The 19958-nt window shown below is 67.0% G+C and carries 21 protein-coding genes; 10 read left to right on the top strand and 11 right to left on the bottom strand.

Annotation, left to right across the window (positions count from 1 at the left end):
* Positions 1-118: 118 nt before the first annotated feature.
* Positions 119-778: an isoprenylcysteine carboxylmethyltransferase family protein gene (locus A3A5_RS0130820; protein WP_018314300.1), complete on the bottom strand. Its 660-nt coding sequence runs from the start codon at positions 776-778 to the stop codon at positions 119-121.
* Positions 779-923: 145 nt separating this feature from the next.
* Here A3A5_RS0130820 and A3A5_RS0130825 point away from each other — a divergent pair, with 145 nt between their 5' ends.
* Positions 924-1247 carry a nucleotide pyrophosphohydrolase gene (locus A3A5_RS0130825; protein ID WP_018314301.1) on the top strand — a complete coding sequence of 108 codons (324 nt, stop codon included), beginning with the start codon at positions 924-926 and terminating at the stop codon, positions 1245-1247.
* Between the two features lie 22 nt (positions 1248-1269).
* On the opposite strand, the gene A3A5_RS45160 is transcribed toward A3A5_RS0130825, so the two are convergent.
* The 3 genes from A3A5_RS45160 to A3A5_RS0130845 all read right to left on the bottom strand — a co-directional run bounded on the left by A3A5_RS45160 (position 1270) and on the right by A3A5_RS0130845 (position 3721).
* Positions 1270-1563 carry a hypothetical protein gene (locus A3A5_RS45160; protein ID WP_018314302.1) on the bottom strand — a complete coding sequence of 98 codons (294 nt, stop codon included), beginning with the start codon at positions 1561-1563 and terminating at the stop codon, positions 1270-1272.
* 765 nt (positions 1564-2328) lie between these two features.
* Positions 2329-2838 (bottom strand): DUF2938 domain-containing protein, encoded by a 510-nt coding sequence (locus tag A3A5_RS0130840; RefSeq protein ID WP_026201308.1) that lies wholly within the window; start codon positions 2836-2838, stop codon positions 2329-2331.
* Positions 2831-3721 (bottom strand): class I SAM-dependent methyltransferase, encoded by an 891-nt coding sequence (locus A3A5_RS0130845; RefSeq protein ID WP_035814080.1) that lies wholly within the window; start codon positions 3719-3721, stop codon positions 2831-2833. Before A3A5_RS0130845 ends, A3A5_RS0130840 begins: the two co-directional genes overlap by 8 nt.
* Positions 3722-3795: 74 nt before the next feature.
* On the opposite strand from A3A5_RS0130845, the gene A3A5_RS0130850 reads away from it, so the two are divergent.
* Positions 3796-4230: a helix-turn-helix domain-containing protein gene (locus tag A3A5_RS0130850; protein ID WP_018314306.1), complete on the top strand. Its 435-nt coding sequence runs from the start codon at positions 3796-3798 to the stop codon at positions 4228-4230.
* 111 nt (positions 4231-4341) lie between these two features.
* Here A3A5_RS0130850 and A3A5_RS43725 read toward each other — a convergent pair whose 3' ends face one another.
* The gene (locus tag A3A5_RS43725) at positions 4342-4560 is read right to left on the bottom strand and encodes a hypothetical protein (RefSeq protein ID WP_198293189.1); all 219 of its coding nucleotides are present in this window, start codon (positions 4558-4560) and stop codon (positions 4342-4344) included.
* Between the two features lie 196 nt (positions 4561-4756).
* Between A3A5_RS43725 and A3A5_RS0130860 the strand changes: the two genes are divergently transcribed.
* From A3A5_RS0130860 to A3A5_RS0130885, 6 genes are all read left to right on the top strand, one after another.
* Entirely contained in the window at positions 4757-5959 is a 1203-nt protein-coding gene (locus A3A5_RS0130860) for a DUF4382 domain-containing protein (RefSeq protein WP_018314308.1), read from the top strand.
* Between the two features lie 144 nt (positions 5960-6103).
* Positions 6104-7009: a DUF72 domain-containing protein gene (locus tag A3A5_RS0130865; RefSeq protein WP_018314309.1), complete on the top strand. Its 906-nt coding sequence runs from the start codon at positions 6104-6106 to the stop codon at positions 7007-7009.
* 32 nt (positions 7010-7041) lie between these two features.
* The gene (gene dbpA / locus A3A5_RS0130870; RefSeq protein ID WP_018314310.1) at positions 7042-8451 is read left to right on the top strand and encodes an ATP-dependent RNA helicase DbpA; all 1410 of its coding nucleotides are present in this window, start codon (positions 7042-7044) and stop codon (positions 8449-8451) included.
* Positions 8452-8632: 181 nt separating this feature from the next.
* Entirely contained in the window at positions 8633-9073 is a 441-nt protein-coding gene (locus A3A5_RS0130875) for a CBS domain-containing protein (RefSeq protein WP_018314311.1), read from the top strand.
* A gap of 362 nt (positions 9074-9435) precedes the next feature.
* Positions 9436-10926, top strand: coding sequence for an MFS transporter (locus A3A5_RS0130880; RefSeq protein WP_018314312.1), 1491 nt, complete (start codon positions 9436-9438; stop codon positions 10924-10926).
* Positions 10927-11008: 82 nt separating this feature from the next.
* Entirely contained in the window at positions 11009-11617 is a 609-nt protein-coding gene (locus A3A5_RS0130885) for a glutathione peroxidase (protein WP_018314313.1), read from the top strand.
* 26 nt (positions 11618-11643) lie between these two features.
* On the opposite strand, the gene gstA is transcribed toward A3A5_RS0130885, so the two are convergent.
* The 6 genes from gstA to A3A5_RS0130915 all read right to left on the bottom strand — a co-directional run bounded on the left by gstA (position 11644) and on the right by A3A5_RS0130915 (position 18005).
* Positions 11644-12270 carry a glutathione transferase GstA gene (gene gstA / locus A3A5_RS0130890; protein ID WP_018314314.1) on the bottom strand — a complete coding sequence of 209 codons (627 nt, stop codon included), beginning with the start codon at positions 12268-12270 and terminating at the stop codon, positions 11644-11646.
* A gap of 147 nt (positions 12271-12417) precedes the next feature.
* Positions 12418-13155 carry an aspartate/glutamate racemase family protein gene (locus tag A3A5_RS0130895; RefSeq protein WP_018314315.1) on the bottom strand — a complete coding sequence of 246 codons (738 nt, stop codon included), beginning with the start codon at positions 13153-13155 and terminating at the stop codon, positions 12418-12420.
* Positions 13156-13186: 31 nt separating this feature from the next.
* A complete protein-coding gene (hydA, locus tag A3A5_RS0130900) occupies positions 13187-14617 on the bottom strand; it encodes a dihydropyrimidinase (protein ID WP_018314316.1) in 1431 nt (476 codons plus the stop codon).
* A 4-nt stretch (positions 14618-14621) separates the two neighbouring features.
* Positions 14622-15350: an aspartate/glutamate racemase family protein gene (locus A3A5_RS0130905; RefSeq protein WP_018314317.1), complete on the bottom strand. Its 729-nt coding sequence runs from the start codon at positions 15348-15350 to the stop codon at positions 14622-14624.
* Between the two features lie 55 nt (positions 15351-15405).
* Positions 15406-16602 carry a serine hydrolase gene (locus tag A3A5_RS0130910; RefSeq protein WP_026201309.1) on the bottom strand — a complete coding sequence of 399 codons (1197 nt, stop codon included), beginning with the start codon at positions 16600-16602 and terminating at the stop codon, positions 15406-15408.
* A 104-nt stretch (positions 16603-16706) separates the two neighbouring features.
* Entirely contained in the window at positions 16707-18005 is a 1299-nt protein-coding gene (locus A3A5_RS0130915) for an MFS transporter (protein ID WP_013955167.1), read from the bottom strand.
* A 188-nt stretch (positions 18006-18193) separates the two neighbouring features.
* Here A3A5_RS0130915 and A3A5_RS39600 point away from each other — a divergent pair, with 188 nt between their 5' ends.
* The gene (locus A3A5_RS39600; protein ID WP_369797839.1) at positions 18194-18940 is read left to right on the top strand and encodes a GntR family transcriptional regulator; all 747 of its coding nucleotides are present in this window, start codon (positions 18194-18196) and stop codon (positions 18938-18940) included.
* A gap of 25 nt (positions 18941-18965) precedes the next feature.
* On the top strand, positions 18966-19814 hold the full coding sequence (locus tag A3A5_RS0130925) for a fumarylacetoacetate hydrolase family protein (protein ID WP_026201310.1): 849 nt from the start codon (positions 18966-18968) through the stop codon (positions 19812-19814).
* Positions 19815-19958: the final 144 nt, after the last annotated feature.

Here is a 19958-nt window from a genome sequence, read left to right on the forward strand (position 1 = left end):
ATCGCAATGATTCGCATTACGCAAGTATGATACGTTTTGTTACGACAAATTAAGAAAGCGCACCAGCGACTGGCAGATTGATCGGCCAGGTGCGGTGGCATCGCTACGCCGCGATGGATTAGTAGATACCGGGCAGCATGCGCCAGGTCCTGGCGCAGTACGATGCGTACGCGTCGCCAAACTGGTCGAGCAGCAGCGCCTCTTCGGCCCGGATGCGCGCCAGCAGCGCGGGCACCATCAGCAGCGTCAGCACCACGCCCACGCCGGAGCGAAAGGCCAGTACCCATCCCAGCGAACTGATCAGGAAGCCGAGGTAGCTAGGGTGCCGGATCACGCCATAGACCCCGGTGGTCACCAGTGTGTGCCCTGGCTGGATCGCCACCAGCCCGCTGAAGCGCCGCCCCAGCACAAACACCGGCCACAGCCGCAGCACGCCGCCGCCGGCAAACAGCGCCACGCCGATCCAGCGCATGGCGTCGCCATCCAGTGTCCAGAAACCGATACGGTCGGTATAAGGCGGCAGGTAAGCCGCCAGCAGCCCAAGCACGCCAAAGACTGCCAACACCCAGCGGTTGCCGCGGTCCTCGCGCATGCCGCTGCTGATGTTGCCGCCCGAGAAGAGTGCCGCGATCGACAGGGCGAACAGCACCAGGGTCAGGGCCACGCGCGCCGGGTGCGCGAAGAAGGGGGCGATGCCGCCCCAACCTGCGATGGCGATGGCGAGGTAGGCGAGCGTGCCGGCGAGCGTGGCAATTGCCAGGCCGGGAGTCGGGCGCATGGTGAACCTCCGTTGCGGCGGTGGATGCACAAGCGAAGGGTAAGCCTCGGGCGGCCCGGATGTCGAGGGTGGCCGGGTCGTGATTAAATCTGCGTCTTGCGCCGGCGCATGCCGGGGCGCAGAGAACCGCTATCGCTACACCACCATGCCCCTGATCGACATCAAGAACCTCCAGCAAGCCGCCCATGCCTTCGGCGAGGCCCGCCACTGGGGCAAGTACCACAGCCCCAAGAACCTCGCGATGGCGCTGAGCGTGGAGGTGTCCGAGCTGGTCGAGATCTTCCAGTGGCAGACCGACGCGGAATCGCGCGCCATCATGTCCACCGACGAGCGCGACCATGTGGAGCAGGAGCTTGCCGATATCACCATCTACCTGGCGCAGTTGGTGACAGCGCTGGGTGTGGACCTGGACGCGGCGATCCGCGCCAAGATGGAGCTGAACGCCAGGAAGTACCCGCTGCCGGAATGAGGCGCCCGGCGACGGCGTGAGCTTACGAAAATGGCCGGCTCGCCGCCAGGACGCACAACAGCAGCACCCCGTTCAAGGCAAGCAGTCCGCTCACCAACAGCACGATGGGCGGCGCATCCCGTGTCCGCTCGCGCAGGCGGCTGACCCCCGGCAGCCATTCGCCTCGCATGCGCCGGGACCAGCAGGCGATGCCCGCGCCGCACATGCCCAGCCAAGCCAGCGTGCCCAGCGATGCCCAGCCGCGTGGTTGCGGCGCCAGCGTCGGCCGGATGGAAGCCTGTTGGAGCGTCGGGCCGGAGGCTCTCTGGATCAGCACAGGGTGCGCTTGAGTCCCCGGTTCGGCTAACGCCTCTGACGGTGGCCGGGCTTGAGCCTGCTCCGCTACTGGTTGAGCCGCTGGAGGTGGTGGCGCGACGGCTGGCCGCGAGGCCTCGACCCTGACCGCCGCTTGCTTGTTCCTCGACACCTCTCGCGCCCGCCCCGCCGGCGGCGTTGGTCGCGGCGCGGCAGCCCGAGGGGGTGGCTTCTTGCCTGGCTGCCGGCGCCAACTGGCAAAGACCCTGTCCAGGCATGTCACCGACGTGCAGGCGTCCCGTCGCTCACGCCAGGCGGCGATGTCGCTCCCATGGATCGCGCCGGCGCGCAGCTGGCGCTGCTGGTCCGCATGGATGCGCTCATGTTCGCGCTGGAGCATCGCGTGGTCGCAGATCAGGTCGGCGGCATGTGGCACTGACTGCAGGCAGGACGTGCCGGCGGCGAGCGGATCGTCGCAGCGGGAAGGACGCATCGTGGTCTTGCAGGCGATATCCGACGCCTGCGCACTGGCAGCCAGCAGAAGACCGAACGCGATGCACGCGGCCAGACGGCCCGAAAGCCTTGTCATCCTGTCGCCCGGGATAGTGGGGATCGACCGGCGCTAAAGCGGGCGCCGATGGACTTCTATTCTGGAACGGCGCTGGCAATCTACGGTTCGCTATCCCACAGAACTGTGTAGCGAACCTTACGCGCGGTCTCGGATGCGTAGCCGAGGCCACAAATCCCGAAAGCTGCGGGCATGGTGGTCTGCCGCTGTATCCGTTTGTCAGATCGATCCTGCTACCAGGCTCACAACCCAACCCGCCACATAGAGCCCCAGCCCGAACACCGCATGCGTCACCAGGCTATGCGCCCGTGCCACATTTGGCCGTGGCGTGCGGCTTGCAGCGATGCCGGCACCCATCGCCGGCTGCATCAGCAGGAACGGTGCCGCCACACTGCCGATGCCGACGATCAACGCGGGTGCCAGCGTCGGATGACGCGCCCAGTCGAGTCCCCATAGCCCCAGCAGAATGGCCGCGAATACGATGCCGGTCAGGTAATGCGCGATCCAGCCGATCGCGCGCTCGCCGCGCACCGGTGGCGATGCCGCGATGGGATGGTGGCAAAGGCGCCCTCGCGGCAGCCACACGAGCCAGCGGCCTGCCAGTCCATAGTCCAGCGCAGGGACGCCCATGAACCGCTTGCGGAGGAAGGCCCAGGCGTCCATCGCCAGCGTTGCGCCGGTGCCGATCACGATTGCATTGAACAGGAGCGCCATCGCTGTATCAGTCATGGGCAGTCTCCCCGGCCGACTGTGATGGAGCCGAAGTCCGGGCTGTGATCATCCAGCAAGCAGCGGTGTAGCGCACAGTTGCGCCATGAACATAAGGCTCGAATGCCGCGCGGACGGTTTCGATGACCCTGGCGCGGGTGCTTGCATCCGTCTCGCGCAGGGCCAGGCCGACGGGACCCAGGCGGGACAGGTAGTCCACCAGCGCAGGCTCCGGCAGCGTGCAGGCGAGCTCGACCGGCTGGATATCGATCCCGGTCCAGCCGCCCGCTTCCAGGATGGCCTGCACGCGCTGGCGGTCGCCGAAGGCGAACTGCCCCGGCGCGCCCGGCTGCCGCGGCGGCAGGTTGGACAGCAGCGGTGCGGCCGCTCGCTCGGCGGTGGTCATGAATGGGTTCTCCGCGGCGCTGCGCCAGGCGATGCAGTGGAGCGTGGCGTCCGGTGTTGCGGCCTGGCGCAGGTTGGCAAAGGCCCGCACCGGATCGCTGAAGAACATCACGCCCAGGCGCGACACGATGCTGTCGAAGCTTGCTGGGGCGAAGGCGTAGTCCTGCGCGTCGGCGCGAATAAAGCTGGCAGTCGAGCCGTCGTGCTGCGCGCGTGCCCGTGCAGCGGCGAGCATCGGCTCGGAAATATCGATGCCGGTGCATCTGCCCAGCGTGCCGAGCTTGCGCGCCAGCGCGATCGTGGTGCTGCCGGTGCCGCAGCCGACATCGAGCACACGCTGCGCAGAGGTCTTGCCGACCGTATCGACAAGGAGGCCTTCCAGCGGCCGGAGCATGTCGTCGAGCACCGTCTGCTCCGCGACCCAGGCATGGCCGGACGGGCCGTTCCATAGTGCGGCCTGGTCGCCGCCGATGCTGCGGGTCTGTTGTTGCACATCCATGGTCATATCCCCTTGCACGCCGTCCTGGCATGGAAGCTACACTGTGCCAGTTCAAGTCGACTTGAGGTCAAGCGGTGACAAGCCTGGATATTGCGGAAGTGGCCCAGCAGGCTGGCGTGCCGGCCTCGACGCTGCGGTACTACGAGGAAAAGGGGCTGATCGCCTCAATCGGCCGGCGCGGGATGCGGCGCGTGTTCGATGCCGGCGTGCTGGAGCGGCTGGCGCTGATCGCACTGGGGCGCGCCGCCGGCTTCTCGCTGGATGACATTGCGCAGATGTTCTCGCCACAGGGCCAGCCGCGCATCGACCGGCAGATGCTGGCGGCCAAGGTGGATGAGCTGGACCGGACCATCCGCAAGCTGACTGCGATGCGCGACGGATTGCGGCATGCGGCGGTTTGTCCGGCGCCAAGCCATATGGAGTGCCCGACGTTCAGGCGGATTCTGCGGGCGGCGGCGTCGGGGGCGATTGGTGGAAGGAAGCATGCCCACGGGCTTCCAACGGACTGACGTTCCGCCCTGAACAAGCGTTTCGCAAGGCCCCTTTTTGGACTCTGTGGAGTTTGGCGGGGCCATTCTCCGCGGCACGATCTGATCCAGCTGGCTCACCGATATATTCATCTATTGAATACTACGGGTCTGTTCCGCGGCTGCACGATTGATCTCTGAAATAATGCCGGTCACCCTGTAGACGTGGCTGACGATCTCGCCCATGGTGTCGCCGGCGCGGCGGACCTGCCGGAGCGGGGGGTCGGCGCGATCAAACGCTGTTCCGATGCGTTGCAATACAAGCTGCGTTGCAACGCAGCGGTTGATGCCGATGCGGGCGCGTGGCAGCACGACAGCTGCCGCAGCAGAACGCGTGTCGCAGCGCATCGGACGCGGCCTGAACGAGAGCACATCTTCGTCAAGCCTTGCTGACCGGTCATGCAGGCAAGCTGCTGACTTTTTCACAACGCATTACAAAGACTTACAGCCGTTATTCGATCAGCAACATATTCTCGGATCAGACCACAAACAAAGCGGAGAAACTATCGTGTCAGTCAGTTCTTTTACTTCTGCGCCGCTGCGCATCCTTGCCCTGAGCGGCGCCCTGGCGCTGGCTGCCTGTGGCGGTGGTGGCGGCGATGATGGCGCCGGACAAGGGACGCTCAAGGTCTCGATGACCGATGCGCCGGCCTGCGGTTTCAACAACGTCTTCGTGACCGTCAACAAGGTGCGCGTGCATAGCAGCGCCAGCGCCGAGGCAAGCGCCGCGGGCTGGGTCGATATCGATGTCGTGCCGGCACGCAAGATCGACCTGCTGTCGCTGACCAATGGTGTGATGACGGTGCTGGGCCAGACCGCGCTGCCTGCCGGCAACTACCAGCAGGTGCGCCTGGTGCTCGATGCCAACCGTGGCGGCGGCGCCGGTGCGCTGGCTAATTCGGTGGTGCCGACCGGCGGCACCGAGCAAGCGCTGGATACGCCGAGCGCCGTGCAGTCCGGCATCAAGATCAACCGGCCGTTCACGGTGGCACGCGATACGCTGACCGACCTGGTGCTGGACTTTGACGCGTGCAAGTCGGTCGTCACGCGCGGCAACGGCACCTATGGCCTGAAGCCGGTGGTGTCGGCGATCCCGACAACGGTCAGCGGCGAAGTCACCGGCGTGGTGAGCGGCGCGCCGGGCGCGCGTGTCTATGCCGAGCGCAACGGCGTGGTGGTGAAGTCGACGGTGGCGGATGCCAATGGCAACTTCCGGCTGGTGCCGATCGAGCAGAGCAGCACGGCCGGCACGGTGGATGTGGTGGTGGTGCCGGGTACGACCAATGGCAAGGCGGCGGGCATCGTGCGCAGCGTGCCGGTGGTGGTGGGCACGCCCACGGCGATCTCGACCGCGGCGGCGCCGATGACGCTGCCTGCATCGACCTATCGCCGCGTTTCGGGTACGGTGACGCCGGCTTCGGCAGAAGCGACCCTGCGCGCGCTGCAACTGGTCAGCGGCGGCACCTTTGAGATCGCGGCGACGGCTGCCGCAAGCGATACCGGCGCCTACAGCCTGTTCACGGGCGAGCCGGCGCTGCCGGTGGCCGCGCCGGTGATCGGCACCTACCAGGCCGCGCTGCCGATCCCGCTGTCGCCGGATGGCGCTGCCGCGGGCAAGTACAGTGTGCAGGCCACCAGCGCCAGCGGTGCCGTGCAGACGAAGCCGGCCGATGTGAGCGCCGCGGACGCTTTGGTGAACTTCACGTTCTGATTCTCCGGGGGGTCAGGCAGGAAGCCGGAAGGGGGCGTTGCCCTCTTTCGGCCTTTTTGTCTGGGCAGCGGGCCTTGACGCGCAGCCACCGCTTGCCGTGGTTTCCCGCTAGACTGCCAGTCTCGCGTTTCGGGAGATCGCGCCATGGCAGCACGCACCGCGGCGAAAGCCGCATCCACGCCTGCAACAACGTCCGGGGCCACGCCCAAGGCCAAGGCACGCAACGCCTCTACGTCCGCCAAGCCGGTGCGCGTCGGCATCGGTGGCTGGAATTTCGCCCCGTGGCGCGACAACTTCTATCCCGCCGGCCTGCCCCACGCGCGTGAACTGGCCTATGCCAGCCGCCACCTCAGCGCGATCGAAATCAACAGCACGTATCACGGCACGCAGAAGCGCACCTCGTTCGCCAAATGGCGCGACGAGACACCGGATGACTTCGTGTTCGCGGTGAAGGCATCGCGCTTTGCCACCAACCGGCGCGTACTGGCGGAGTCCGGTGAATCGATCGAACGCTTTATCGACAGCGGCATTGCCGAGCTGGGCCGCAAGCTGGGGCCGGTGGTATGGCAGTTCGCGCCGACCAAGCAGTTCGATGCGGAAGACTTCGAGGCCTTCCTGCAGCTGCTGCCGGATTCGGTGGAAGGCGTGAAGCTGCGCCACGTGCTGGAAGTGCGGCACGACAGCTTCCTGTCGCCGGACTACCTGAAGCTTGCGCGCAAGTACAAGGCCGCCACGGTCTTTACGGATTCACCCAAGTTCCCGTCGATGGCGGATCTCACCGCGGACTTCGTCTATGCGCGGCTGATGGCCAGCAGCGGGAAGCTGAAGGCCGGCTACGCGCCCAAGGCGCTGGATGCATGGGCAGAACGCGCGCGCGCCTGGGCACACGGCCGACAGCCGGAAGACCTGCCGGCCGTGGAAGACCGCAAGCCCGCCGCGCGCAAGCGCGAGGTCTTTGTCTTCTTTATCAACGGCGCCAAGGAACGCGCGCCGGCCGCGGCGCAGGCGCTGCTGGCGCGGCTGGACTGGACGCCGCCGGCCGATGACTGACGGATCGACATCCCTGGTCGCTATAATCGCGCATGAACTCGACCCCCGCCCAGCCGCAAGCCGGCATCGCTTTTTCCACCCTGCCGCTGTCGCCCACCATGCTCGCCACGCTGGCGCAGCTTGGCTATGACGAAATGACGCCGATCCAGGCGGCCAGCCTGCCGATCACATTGGCGGGCCAGGACCTGGTGGCGCAGGCCAAGACCGGCAGCGGCAAGACCGCCGCCTTCGCACTCGCGCTGCTGCACCGGCTCGATCCGCGCCGCTTCGATGTGCAGGCGATGGTGCTGTGCCCCACGCGCGAGCTGGCCGACCAGGTCACGCAGGAAATCCGCCGCCTGGCGCGCGCGGAAGAGAACATCAAGGTGCTGACGCTGTGCGGCGGCTCGCCAATGCGGCCGCAGGTCGACAGCCTGATCCATGGCGCGCATATCGTGGTGGGCACGCCCGGCCGCATCCTGGATCACATCGACCGCGGCAGCCTGGACCTGTCGGGCATCAACACGCTGGTGCTGGACGAGGCCGACCGCATGCTCGACATGGGCTTCTTCGACGACATCGCCTATGTGGCCAGCCGCTGCCCGAAGGACCGGCAGACGCTGCTGTTCTCTGCCACCTACCCGCCCGGCATCGACAAGCTCAGCCACCGATTCCTGCGCAACCCGCAGTCGGTCAAGCTGGAGTCGACGCATGACAACAGCACCATCCGCCAGCGCTTCTATGAGGTCGAGGAAGGCGAGCGCCTGAGCGCAGTGGGGCGCCTGCTGGACCACTTCCGGCCGGTGAGCACGCTGGCGTTCTGCAATACCAAGGCGCGCTGCCGCGAGCTGGTGGAGCTGCTGCGCGCGCAGGGCTACCAGGCGCTGGCGCTGCACGGCGAGCTGGAGCAGCGCGAGCGCGACCAGGTGCTGGTGCAGTTTGCCAACCGCAGCTGCTCGGTTCTGGTGGCCACCGACGTCGCCGCGCGCGGGCTGGATATCGCGCAGCTTGAGGCGGTGATCAATGTCGAGATCACGCCCGATCCTGAAGTCCACGTGCACCGCATCGGCCGCACCGGCCGCGCCGACCAGGAAGGCTGGGCCTTCAGCCTGGTCAGCATGGACGAGATGGGCCGCGTGGGCAACCTGGAACAGCACCACGGCGGCGAATTCGAATGGCACCCGCTCGCCGACCTGAGGCCCGCCGGCGATGAACGCCTGCTGCCGCCGATGGTGACCTTGCAGATGCTGGGCGGCCGCAAGGAGAAGATCCGCCCCGGCGATATCCTGGGCGCGCTGACCGGCGACGCGGGCTTCACCAAGGAGCAGATCGGCAAGATCAATGTGCTGGAGATGTCGACCTATATCGCGGTGGAGCGCAGCATCGGGCGCGAGGCAGTGAAGCGGCTCAATGCCGGCAAGGTCAAGGGCAAGAAGGTGAAGGTGCGGATGCTGACGGAGTGAGGCAGGGGCCCCATGCGGGGTGCCGGTTCGCGGCCCTGACGCCACGGCTGCCATGCGTGCGTCACAGCATTGCTTACAAAGATTAGCGTAAGTCACCCTGTGAGGGCGCGCGTTCCTTTGCTACTCTGATTGCATTGGCATCGAAGCAGGCACCGCATTCTCGACCGAAAAGGAGTTGGTGATGAAAACCGCACGCCAGGTTCTGGAGTCCAAGCCGAGTCAGGCCATTTACAGCGTCCCGCCCACGGCAACCGTTTACGCCGCGCTGCAACTGATGGCGGAAAAAGGCATCGGCGCGCTGCTGGTGATAGAGCAAGGCGAGATCAAGGGGATCCTGAGCGAGCGCGACTACGCGCGCAAGGTGATCCTGATGCAGCGCACCTCGCGCGAGACACTGGTGCGCGACATCATGACCACCGCGGTGATCTATGTCGGCGGCAGCCAGACCACTGACGAATGCATGGCGCTAATGACCCGGCACCGGCTGCGCCACCTGCCGGTGATGGAGCGCGACGAGCTGATCGGCATGCTCTCGATCGGCGACCTGGTGAAGGACATCATCTCCGAGCAGCAGTTCATCATCGAGCAGCTGGAGCATTACATCACTGGCGGCGGGCGTTAGGCTTCGCGCCGTTCGCCGTGGCCGCGCTGAGGCCTTGCGCTTGTCGATTGCGCCCTCTCCGTCGCGCGGGAGAGGGCCCAGCACGCTGGTCTGAAGCGGTCGACAACTAGTCCAGGTCCCGATCATCTCGTCGCAAGCACGATATGCGCTGGCCGCATATAATTATGCGTTCGCTGAATTAGGCCACCCGCAACGGCATCGCCCTCTCTTTTGCGTGGTTTCCCGGCCGAGATTCCCTGCATTTGACGTTGCTTTTGCCGCACATTGCTGCGGTTTCGTGCTTGCCCATGTCTTCCCCCTCTTCCGCCGTATCCGTCCAGGACACCACGCCGGCCCTGCCCGCCCACGACCATCGCGCCGTGATGCGGGTGATCGGCGGCATCGTCCTGTGCATCCTGCTGGCCGCGCTCGACCAGACCGTGGTGATCCCGGCGGTGCCGGCCATTGCCAATGACCTGAACGGCTTCAGCCACCTGTCGTGGATCGTGACGGCGTATCTGATCGTGTCGACGGTGACCACGCCGCTGTATGGCAAGCTGTCGGACAGCTTTGGCCGGCGGCGCCTGCTGATGGTGGCGATCACGCTGTTTATCGGCGCCTCGGTGGCATGCGCGCTGGCGCAGACGCTGGGCCAGCTGATCCTGTTCCGCGCGCTGCAGGGGGTGGGCGGCGGCGGCCTGATGTCGCTGGCGCAGGCAGCCATTGCCGATGTGGTGGCGCCGCGCCAGCGCGGGCGCTACCAGGGCTACCTGGCCACGGTGTGGGCGGTGGCGTCGATCGCCGGGCCGCTGGTGGGCGGCTGGGTCTCTGACCATATGTCGTGGCGCTGGCTGTTCTGGGTCAACGTGCCGCTGGGCCTGCTGGCGATGTTCATGTGCTACCGCGGGCTGGCCATGCTGCCGCCGCGTGGCGGGCGTGCGCGCGTGGACTGGCTGGGGGCGCTGCTGCTGGCGGTGGCCATCGTCGCCTTCCTGCTGGCGATGAGCTGGGGCGGCGACGTCTACGACTGGCTCTCGCCAGAACTGGGCGCCCTGCTCCTGGCCGCAGTGGCCGCGGTGGTCCTGCTGACCTGGCAGGAGCGCCGCGCCGCGGACCCGATGCTGCCGCCGCGCCTGTTTGCCAACCGTGCCTATGTGATGGGCGTGGCCGCCTCGGCGCTGGCCGCGCTTGATATCTTCCTGTGCATCTTCGCCCTGCCCCTGCACTTCCAGCTGGTGCGCGGCGCCGATGCATCGACCTCCGGCCTGCTGGTGATGCCGTTCCTGCTGGCCACCGTGGCGGGCAACTTTATCGTGGCGTGGCTGGCGCCGCGCGTGGGCCGCATGCGCGGCATCCTGACCGGCGGCTATATCGCCGGCGCGCTGGGGCTGATCGCACTGGCGCTGGTGACGCCGGCGGTGCCGCTGGCGGTGGTGCTGGCGGCAATGACGCTGGCCGGCGTGGGCCTGGGCATGACCATGGTGGCCACGCTGATGAGCGTGCAGAACGCGCTGGAGCGCCGCGACACCGGCGCCGGCACGGGCGCGCTGCTGGTGCTGCGCTCGCTCGGCAGCGCGCTGGGCGGGGCGCTTGCCGGCACGCTGCTGACGCTGGAATTCCGCCATGCGCTGGCGGCCTCGGGTGTCACGCAGGCGCTGGACCTGGGCGCGCTGCGCCACGGCAGCGAGGCCTTTGCGCAACTGTCGCCGTCGGTGCGCGCGGTGCTGGCGGGCGGCGTGGAATCGGGCTTCCACCTGATCTTTGCCGCGGGCGCGGCGGCGGCAGTGCTGGCGCTGCTGATCGTGCGCCGCATGCCGGACCTGGAACTGCGCAGCGGCGTCACTGAACACGCGGCCACGCTGGCGATGGACTGACGGGCGCCGCATCCGGCCGGCCGCCATCGGCGTAAACTACGCGTACCCGATACAGCGAGCCGACCACCGGAGCCCCGTCGCCATGATCCGTCGTCCCCTGCTTTCCAGCCTGGCTGCCGCCCTGACCCTTGCGGCGGCCAGCACCGTCCTGCTGCCGGCACCCGCGCGCGCCGCCGACAAGCCCGCCGCGGCGCCTGCCGCGGGCGCCTGCCCCGCCTCGCTCAACTTTACCTTCCCGCGCCTGCAGGACGATGCACCGCAGAACCTGTGCCAGTACGCCGGCAAGGTGGTGCTGGTGGTCAATACCGCCAGCTATTGCGGCTTCACGCCGCAGTACGAGGGGCTGGAGGCGCTGTACGCCAGGTACGGCGCGCGCGGGCTGGTGGTGCTGGGCTTCCCGTCCAATGACTTCTCGCAGGAACCCGGCTCGCAGAAAGAGATCGCGGACTTCTGCTACAACACCTACGGCGTCAAGTTCCCGATGCTCGGCAAGTCGCATGTGCGCGGCAGCGATGCCAACCCGATGTACGCGCTGCTGGCAAAGCAAACCGGCACCACGCCCAAGTGGAATTTCTACAAGTACCTGATCGGCCGCGACGGCCAGGTGGTGGCCAGCTACGGCAGCCGCACCAGGCCGGACGACAAGGAACTGGTGGCGAAGATCGAATCGCTGCTCGGCGCGCAGCGCTGAGCGAGCGATTTTCCGCGTGGCTGGGATCAGTCGCGCACCAGCCCTTCGGCCCGCATCGCTTCCTGCACCGCCGGCCGTGCCGCAACGCGCGACAGGTATTGCTGCAGCGCCGGGTAGTCGTTGAGCGGCAGCTTCAGGATACGGGCCCAGCCGACGATGGTGAAGCAGTACGCATCCGCCACCGTGAACCTGTCGCCGGTCAGGTACTGGCGGGTTTGCAGGTGCTGGTCGAGCTCGGCAAAGCGCCGGTGCAGCCTGGCCTTGCACTCGTCCTGCGTGCTCTGTGCGGTTTCCTTGTGCCACAGCCACGGGCTGAAGACCTTGTGCAGCTCGGTTGAGACCAGCGTGATCCAGCCGGTGGCTTCCAGCCGCTCGCGCGTGCCGGCGGCGGGCAGCAGCGCGCGTTCGGGCACCATGTCCGCGATGTATTGCAGCAGCGATGCCGCCTCGGTATGGCGCGAGCCGTCGTCGAGCTGCAGCAGCGGCACGTAGCCGCGCGGGTTGATGGTGTAGTAGTCGTCGGTGCCGTTTTCAGGCACGGCCAGCTTGTGGTGGTGCAGGTCGACCCTGGCCAGTGTGACCGGCAGGCCGGCTTCGCGCAGGGCGATATGGACGGCCATCGAGCAGACGCCGGGAGTGTAGTAGAGCTTCATTGCGATCCTGTGGTGGTTGCCTGGCCGCCACGCCATGCGGCGGCTGTGCAGGCAGTCTAGGATCGCCCCCCTTTATGCAGCAATGCGCGTCCTTGCGGACGCGCATTGCAGATTTGCACAGGGCTAAGTTTGCGCGCTCGCTTGCGCTCAGTTGAGCAGCTTTGCCAGCGCCGGCGGCAGGCCGGCGTTGGGCTTGCGCGGCGGCCGCGCGAAGCTGCCCTGCGTGGCGCTGCCGGGGCGCAGGGCCACCAGCGATTCGCAGTGCCGCACCGCGCTGGACACGCCATCCACCACCGGCACCGGGATGCGCCCTTGCAGCGAGCGCGCCAGTCCCGCCAGCGGCGCGCCGGCGACGATGATCACGTCGGCGCCGTCCTGCTCGATGGCCTGCAGCGCCAGTTGCTCCAGCCGCGCGGCATGGTCTTCCTGCACGCTGCCGATATCGCGCAGGGGCTCCTGCAGCGAGCGCACGCTGGCCAGCCGCGACGACAGGCCGTTGGCCGCCACGCATTCGCGGTACCACGCCTGGATGCGGTGCGAGATCGCGATGATGGAAAAGCGTTGCCCCAGCAGGCAGGCGCTGGCCAGCGCCGCTTCGGTCATGCCGACGACCGGGACGTCGAACAGCTCTTTCAGCCCGGCCAGGCCGGGGTCGCCGAACGCGGCGACCACCAGGCCGTCGAACTGGCCGGCGTGTTCCGCGGCGGCGCAGGCGGTGGCATAGCCGCCGACCAGCGCCTCGAAGCGCGTTTCGATATAGGCCACGCCGAAGGGCGCGGTGGCCATCTGCAGCGTGGTGGTGGCGGCCGCGGTGCGGCGCGCCTCCGCCTCGATCAGCGCCGTGACGGATTCGCTGATATTGGGATTGACGATCAGGAGTTTCATGTTCGGAATGGGTTGGCTGCAGGCGTGGCGATCAGCCCAGCATCGGCGCGCCCGCCGGCAGGAACTGCCCGCGTCCGGCCTGGGGTTCCTGGTACTGGCCATCGCGCACCAGCATCTCGCCGCGCGAGAAGCAATGCACCGGCCAGCCGGTCACTTCGATGCCTTCGTACGGCGTGTAGTCCACCGCGTGGTGCAGCGCGCTGTTGCGGATCTGCACGCGCTTGTTCGGGTCCCACAGCACGATGTCTGCATCCGCGCCGATGGCGATGGTGCCCTTGCGCGGATACAGGCCATACAGCCGCGCCGGCCGCCATGAGGTCAGCTCGACAAACTGGTGCAGCGACAGCTTGCCGCGTGCCACGCCGTCGAACAGCAGCGGCAGGCGCGTCTCGATGCCCGGCACGCCGTTGGGGATATGCTCGAACGAAGGCCGTTCGCCGCCCGGCTGCTTGCCTTGCGGGTCGTCATAGCGGAACGGTGCATGGTCTGACGAGAACACGCTGAACACGCCATTGGTCAGCGCGCGCCATACCGCGGCCTGGTTCTCCGGGTCGCGCGGCGGCGGGCTGCACACGCACTTGGCGCCTTCGTAGCCGTCGTCGCCGGGCAGGGCCATGTCGTCGGCGGTCAGGTACAGGTACTGCGGGCAGGTCTCGGCCAGGATCTGCAGCCCCCTGCCTTGTGCCCAGCGGATCTGCTCGATCGCTTCCTTGCCCGAGACATGCACGATCAGGATCGGCACGTCGACCAGTTCGGCAAAGGTGATGGCGCGGTGCGTGGCCTCGCGCTCCACCGCGGCGGGCCGTGCCAGGCCGTGGAAGCGCGGTGCGATGCGCCCTTCCCCGACCAGCTTGTCGGTCAGCCACGAGATGCAGTCGGCGTTCTCGGCATGCACCATCACCAGCGCGCCGTTCTGCTTGGCGACGTCGAGCACCGACAGCATCTCGCGGTCAGACAGCTTCAGGTCGTCGTAGGTCATATAGACCTTGAACGAGCTGTAGCCCTTGCGGATCAGCGTCGGCAGCTCATCGGCCAGCACTGCCGGCGTGGGGTCGGCCACGATCAGGTGGAAGGCGTAGTCGATCACCGCGCGGCCTTCCGCGCGGCGATGGTAGTCCGCCACGGCAGCCTTGAGCGATGCGCCCTTCTCCTGCGCGGCAAACGGGATCACAGTGGTGGTGCCGCCGCACACCGCGGCGCGCGTGCCCGTGAAGAAGTCGTCGGCCATGCGCAGGCCGTCGGGCATGGGCTGGTCGAGGTGGCAATGGCCGTCGACGCCGCCGGGCAGCGCCAGCAGGCCATCGGCATCGATCTCGCGCGCGCCGGGTGGTACCTCAGGCAGCGCGTGGCCGAGCGCGACGATCTGCCCGTTGCGCACGCCGATGTCGCAGCGGAAGCGGTCGGAGGCAGTGACCACGTCCGCGCGGCGGATCACCAGGTCAAGGCTGTCGTGAGCGGACATCGGCTTACTCCACTTCGCGGAACAGGCGGCCCCAGCCGCGCAGTTCGCGCGTATCGACGCCGCACAGGCGCAGCGACTTCCACACCACGGTGGAGATGGTGTCGTACAGCGGAATGCCGGTTTCGGCTTCAAGTTCTTCGGCCAGGTGCGCGGCGCGCAGGTTGGTGCAGAAGGTGGTGATGGCCTGCGGCTGGTGCTGGGCCAGGCCGCGCACCATCTCGCGGATGGTGTCTTCCTCGACCTCGGCGAAGCTGTAGTTCACATGCAGGTCCAGGTGGCTTTCGGCCACGCAGTGAAAGCCGCTGCGCTCATAGTTGGCGATGATGCGCTGCTGCACATCGTCCAGGTACGGCGTGGCCAGGCCGAAGTTGCGCGCGCCGGTCTTTTCCAGGATCTCGTTGAGCGCCAGCACCGAGGTGGTGGCCGGGATGCCGGTGGCTTCGGTGATCTGCTTGCACAGCGCTTCATCCTTGTCGAAGCCGAGCCAGCCGGAAGAGGTGCCGTTCCAGGCGATGACATCGACGCGCGCATCGGCCAGCAGGCTGGCGGCGGCCAGGATCTTGTCCAGGTTGAACTGGCCCAGGGCCTGGTCGCGCAGCGAGATCTCGGTCACGGTGAAGCGCGAGAAATGCGCGCTGACGTTGGGCAGGCCGGCAACCATCGCGCTGGTGATGGGTTCGAGCGCCGTGTTGGAAGACGGCGTCAGCATGCCGAGGCGGATTTGCTTGGTCATTTCAGTCGTTCTCAGGAGTTGGGCGGGCGCCGTCTCATGGGCGGCGCCTCTGCGGTTATTGTTCGGGTTTGTCGTTGAAGGCGAGGGCGGTGCCGGGTACGCGCTGGCTGGCGCGCGCCAGTTCAAGTTCCTTCTGCAGTGCGGCCTGGCGCGCGGCATCCGGCCTGACGGACTTGCCGGCCTGGAGCGCGGGCAGTACGTATTCATTCACCATGCGGCGGTACAGGTCAAGGTACGCCGCGTCACGCAGGCCGCCTTGCGTGGACATGATGCTGTTCATCACGATCACCGCGTTCTGCTTCGGCAGCACGGTGATGAACTGGCCCTTGTAGCCCATCGCACTGAACTCGCGCTCGCTCTGCACGATGTTGTTGACCCAGCAGTAGAAACCATAGTCCTTCGCCGGACCCGCAGGCGTGATCATGCGTGCGACCCAAGAGGCCGGCACGATCTGCTGCCCGTTCCAGCGACCTTCGTTCAGCATCAGCATGCCGAGCTTGGCCATGTCGATGGACCGCAGCCGCAGGCCCCAGCCGCCCGATACCGCGCCCTTGCCGTCGGCGCCGTCCCAGCGGTAGTGGCTCATGCCGAGCGGGCCGAACAGGCGCGCCTTGGCGTACTGGTCTTCGGGCTGCCCGGCGGCCTGCGTGATGGTGGCGCCGACAAGCACGGGATTGACGTCGATATAGTCGAACTCGGCGCCGGCCTTGGTGCGCACGGCGGCGGTCGCCGCCACGCGCAGGCGGTCCGGCACGCCGTAGTAGAGCGTGTCGGTGCCTTCCACCAGCTTGTACGACAGGCCGCTGGACATCGACATCAGGTGGCGCAACTGGATCGCCTGCTTGTCTGCCAGCGCCGGGGCGAGGTCGGGGCGCGCTGCCGCCAGGCGCTGCGCGGGCGCGTCTTCGGCGCTCAGCTTGCCGTCGCCGACCAGCGTGCCGACCAGCAGGGCGCTGATGAACTTGGTGACGGAATACAGCTCGTGGTTGTAGTCGCGCGCCAGGCCGTCGCCGTAGCGCTCGAACACCAGCTTGCCGTCCTTGATGATGAGCAGGCTGCGTACGTCGAGCTTGTCGCGGCGGATCCATTCGGACAGTGCGACGAGTTTTGCCGAATCGACGCCGACGGCTTCGGGTTGGGCGGTCGGCAGTCCATCACCGGCAGGTGCCGAGGGCGCTGCCGGCGCGGCGTGCGCCTGCGCTGCGCCCAGCACGAGCAAGGCTGCAGCCAGCATACGTGGGAAGCGGGTCATGACATGTCTCCTCCACCGCTGCGCCGGTAGCGGCCGGCGCAGCGTGTGTGGTTTGCCTTGCATGAGGCAATGTTTGAGTGTGGGTCCTTGGGTGCCGCAGTGGATCAGACCGGGATCTTGGTCTCGTAGTCGATCGCGGTGGAAGCGAACAACAGGCCCACGCCGGCGGCCGCGAAGAACATCAGCGCCAGGAAGTAGGAGCCCGTGGCCTGCACGATCAGGCCAACGATGATCGGCACGCTGATGCCGGCGATATTGCCGCCCAGGTTCATCAGGCCGCCCAGGAAGCCAATCTTGTTGCGGGTGGCCAGCATCGACGGCACGGACCAGAACAGGCCGCACCAGCGCAGGAAGAAGAGGGTGGAAGAGAGCAGCGCCACCACGGCCACTGCGTCGGTGACATAGGCCACCGAAAAGATCGACACGGTGGCGACCACGGCCGCAATGCCGAACAGCGTGCGCATCACCACGTTGGGGCGGCCGCCGGCTTCCTTCCACTTGTCGGCGATCCAGCCGCCGACGAGTTCGCCGACGAAGCCGCTCATGAAAATGATGAAGCTTGCGCCGCCCATCGTCTTGAGGTCAAAGCCGCGGGCCTTGCTCAGGTAGGTCGGCATCCAGGTGAGCAGGCCGTAGAAGACGGCGTTGAAGCACATCCAGCTGATGGCCATGCACCACACCGAGCGGTACTTGAAGAAGTCGAGCGAACGGCCGGACAGGTTGGCCGGCTCGGCGCTGTGCTCGCGTGCTTGTGCTTCTTCGATGTGGCGCGCTTCGAGTTCATTGACGCCGCTGTGTTCGCGCGGCGAATTGCGGATGTACCACCAGGCCACGAAGCCGGCGAGCACGGTGCCGACGCCGGCTACCACGAACGACATGCGCCACGAGCCGAGCTCGCTGATCAGCCCGGCAATGATGAGCGAGCCGAGCGCTGCGCCCAGCGGCGCGCCGCCGTCAAGCAGCGTGGCGCCGCGACCGCGTTCGTTCTGCGTCATCCAGATGGCGTTGAGCTTGCCGCCGGCCGGGTAGATCGGCGCTTCGGAGGCGCCCAGCCCGAGCCGGGTGATCAGCAGCGAGGTGGCGTTGGTGCAGACCGCCGCGATCGCCTGGAAGAAGCCCCAGAACACGGTGGCGCAGGCAATCACGATGCGCGGCTTGTACTTGTCGGCCAGCATGCCGCCCGGGATCTGCATGAAGGCGTAAGTCCAGAAGAAGGAGCTGAGGATCAGCCCCTGCATGGCGGGACTGAGGTCGAACTCCTTGGCGATCAGTGGCATGGCCACCGACAGCGAGGCGCGGTCAATGTAATTGATCGCGACGAGGAACAGCATCATCAAAAAAATCTTCCAGCGCACCGAGGTCTTGGCCTCTGTGATCACTGTCGCCCGGCTTGTCGTCTCCATGACGGCGTCTCCTGTTTTAGTCCTTGGGTGAGGCAGTTCTGTTGGCGTTCTGCGCAACAGGTCGGAGTATAGGATACGTAATCTGTAATTACAACGCGTGTAAGTCATTGATTTTGCTATATTGCACATGCACAATTTTGGTATGTGGTAGCCTTGTCGTGGTGCATTTCCCCATTCTGGTGACGTCTGTGACACAAACGCTTTCCCAAACCACGCGCCTGCGCACGCTCGGCATGTCGGCCGAAATCGCCGCCCGGTTGCGCACCATGATCGAAGAGGGCGAACTGCCGCCCGGCGCGAGGATCGATGAACGGGCCTTCTGCGAGACCTTCGATGTCTCCAAGACGCCGCTGCGCGAGGCGCTGAAGGTGCTGGTGTCCGAGGGGCTGGTGCTGCACCGGCAGTACATCGGCTACCGCGTGGCGCCGCTGGACCTGGACGAGTTGCGCGCCACCTTCGAGACCCTGCACGGCCTGGAGGCGCTGGCGGGCGAACTGGCCGCGCAGCGCCTGGGCGCGGCGGCCATGGCCAAGCTGGAGCGGCGCCACCTGGCCATGATCGATGCGCATGCCGCCGGCCGGCGCACCGACTATTTCCGCATCAACCAGGAAATCCACCAGCTGATTATCGACGGCGCCGCCAACCCGGTGCTGGCCGGCGTCTATGCCGCGCTGATGAGCAAGGTGCACCGCGCACGCGGTGCGGCCAATGCCGATACCATCCGCTGGCAGGAGTCGCATGAGGAACACGAGGCCATCATGGCCGCACTGCGCGAACCGGGCCGGCCGCGCCTGGCGCAGGTGCTGCGCGCCCACTCGGAGAACACCGCCACGGAAGTCCTGAGCGTGGTGGCGCAGACCCTGGCCGAAGCCGGCGCAACCGGCGCAACCGGCGCATCTGGCGCATCTGGCGCCGCCCTCAAGAAATCCGCCTGAACAACCCCTGAAGACAACGACGACGATGAAACTGGTTCGAGTAGGCAATCCCGGCGCCGAGCGCCCGGGCATGATCGATGCGCAAGGCCGCGTGCGCGACCTGTCCGGCGTGGTGGCCGATATCGGCGCGGCGCAGCTGGCGCCGGCGGCGCTGGCGCAGCTGGCGCAGGTGGACCCCGCGTCGCTCCCGGTGATCGAGGGCGCACGCTTTGGCGTGCCCTGGAGCGGAGTCGGCAAGATCGTGGCGATCGGCCTGAACTATGCCGACCACGCCGCCGAGGCCGGCATGCCGCTGCCGGCCGAGCCGATCGTGTTCCTGAAGGCCAACAGCTCGCTGAATGGTCCCAACGACGCGGTGATGCTGCCGTTCGGCTCGGAGAAGACCGACTGGGAAGTTGAGCTGGGCGTGGTCATCGGCAGCACCGCGCGCAATGTCTCGCGCGAAGCGGCGCTGAACCACGTGGCCGGCTACTGCGTGGTCAACGACGTGTCCGAGCGCGAATTCCAGATCGAGCGCGGCGGCACCTGGGACAAGGGCAAGGGCTGCGACACCTTCTGCCCGGCCGGCCCCTGGCTGGTGACGCGCGACGAAGTGCAGGACCCGCAGGCGCTGGGCCTGTGGCTGGAGGTCAATGGCGAGCGCGTGCAGAAGGGCAGCACCGCCACCATGGTCTTCGACGTGGCCACCGTGGTCAGCTATGTCAGCCGCTTCATGACGCTGCTGCCGGGCGACCTGATCGCGACAGGCACGCCGCCGGGCGTGGGCATGGGCTTCAAGCCCCCGCGCTTCCTGAAGGCCGGCGACACCATGCGCCTGGGCGTGGACGGGCTGGGCGAGCAGACGCAGCAGGTGATGCCCTACGGCGAACGCTGAGGGCAGGGCAGTGGCAACGCGTCACCCTCCGGGGTGACGCATGCCGGCAGCGCTGCTGCGGGCAAAGACACCATCCCCAATGGTTCCCCATCGATACGCTTTCACACAAAGCGTTGGGTTTCCATACAAAGCGTACGATTAGGG

This window comes from Cupriavidus sp. UYPR2.512, assembly GCF_000379565.1.
Classification (GTDB): domain Bacteria; phylum Pseudomonadota; class Gammaproteobacteria; order Burkholderiales; family Burkholderiaceae; genus Cupriavidus.

What these genes read in the sequence shown, in the direction of transcription:
- A3A5_RS0130820 (WP_018314300.1), bottom strand. Translation starts at nt 778, where the DNA reads ATGCGCCCGACTCCCGGCCTGGCAATTGCCACGCTCGCCGGCACGCTC.
- A3A5_RS0130825 (WP_018314301.1), top strand. Translation starts at nt 924, where the DNA reads ATGCCCCTGATCGACATCAAGAACCTCCAGCAAGCCGCCCATGCCTTC.
- A3A5_RS0130840 (WP_026201308.1), bottom strand. Translation starts at nt 2,838, where the DNA reads ATGACTGATACAGCGATGGCGCTCCTGTTCAATGCAATCGTGATCGGC.
- A3A5_RS0130845 (WP_035814080.1), bottom strand. Translation starts at nt 3,721, where the DNA reads ATGGATGTGCAACAACAGACCCGCAGCATCGGCGGCGACCAGGCCGCA.
- A3A5_RS0130865 (WP_018314309.1), top strand. Translation starts at nt 6,104, where the DNA reads ATGGCAGCACGCACCGCGGCGAAAGCCGCATCCACGCCTGCAACAACG.
- dbpA (WP_018314310.1), top strand. Translation starts at nt 7,042, where the DNA reads ATGAACTCGACCCCCGCCCAGCCGCAAGCCGGCATCGCTTTTTCCACC.
- A3A5_RS0130875 (WP_018314311.1), top strand. Translation starts at nt 8,633, where the DNA reads ATGAAAACCGCACGCCAGGTTCTGGAGTCCAAGCCGAGTCAGGCCATT.
- A3A5_RS0130880 (WP_018314312.1), top strand. Translation starts at nt 9,436, where the DNA reads ATGCGGGTGATCGGCGGCATCGTCCTGTGCATCCTGCTGGCCGCGCTC.
- A3A5_RS0130885 (WP_018314313.1), top strand. Translation starts at nt 11,009, where the DNA reads ATGATCCGTCGTCCCCTGCTTTCCAGCCTGGCTGCCGCCCTGACCCTT.
- gstA (WP_018314314.1), bottom strand. Translation starts at nt 12,270, where the DNA reads ATGAAGCTCTACTACACTCCCGGCGTCTGCTCGATGGCCGTCCATATC.
- A3A5_RS0130895 (WP_018314315.1), bottom strand. Translation starts at nt 13,155, where the DNA reads ATGAAACTCCTGATCGTCAATCCCAATATCAGCGAATCCGTCACGGCG.
- hydA (WP_018314316.1), bottom strand. Translation starts at nt 14,617, where the DNA reads ATGTCCGCTCACGACAGCCTTGACCTGGTGATCCGCCGCGCGGACGTG.
- A3A5_RS0130905 (WP_018314317.1), bottom strand. Translation starts at nt 15,350, where the DNA reads ATGACCAAGCAAATCCGCCTCGGCATGCTGACGCCGTCTTCCAACACG.
- A3A5_RS0130910 (WP_026201309.1), bottom strand. Translation starts at nt 16,602, where the DNA reads ATGACCCGCTTCCCACGTATGCTGGCTGCAGCCTTGCTCGTGCTGGGC.
- A3A5_RS0130915 (WP_013955167.1), bottom strand. Translation starts at nt 18,005, where the DNA reads ATGGAGACGACAAGCCGGGCGACAGTGATCACAGAGGCCAAGACCTCG.
- A3A5_RS0130925 (WP_026201310.1), top strand. Translation starts at nt 18,966, where the DNA reads ATGAAACTGGTTCGAGTAGGCAATCCCGGCGCCGAGCGCCCGGGCATG.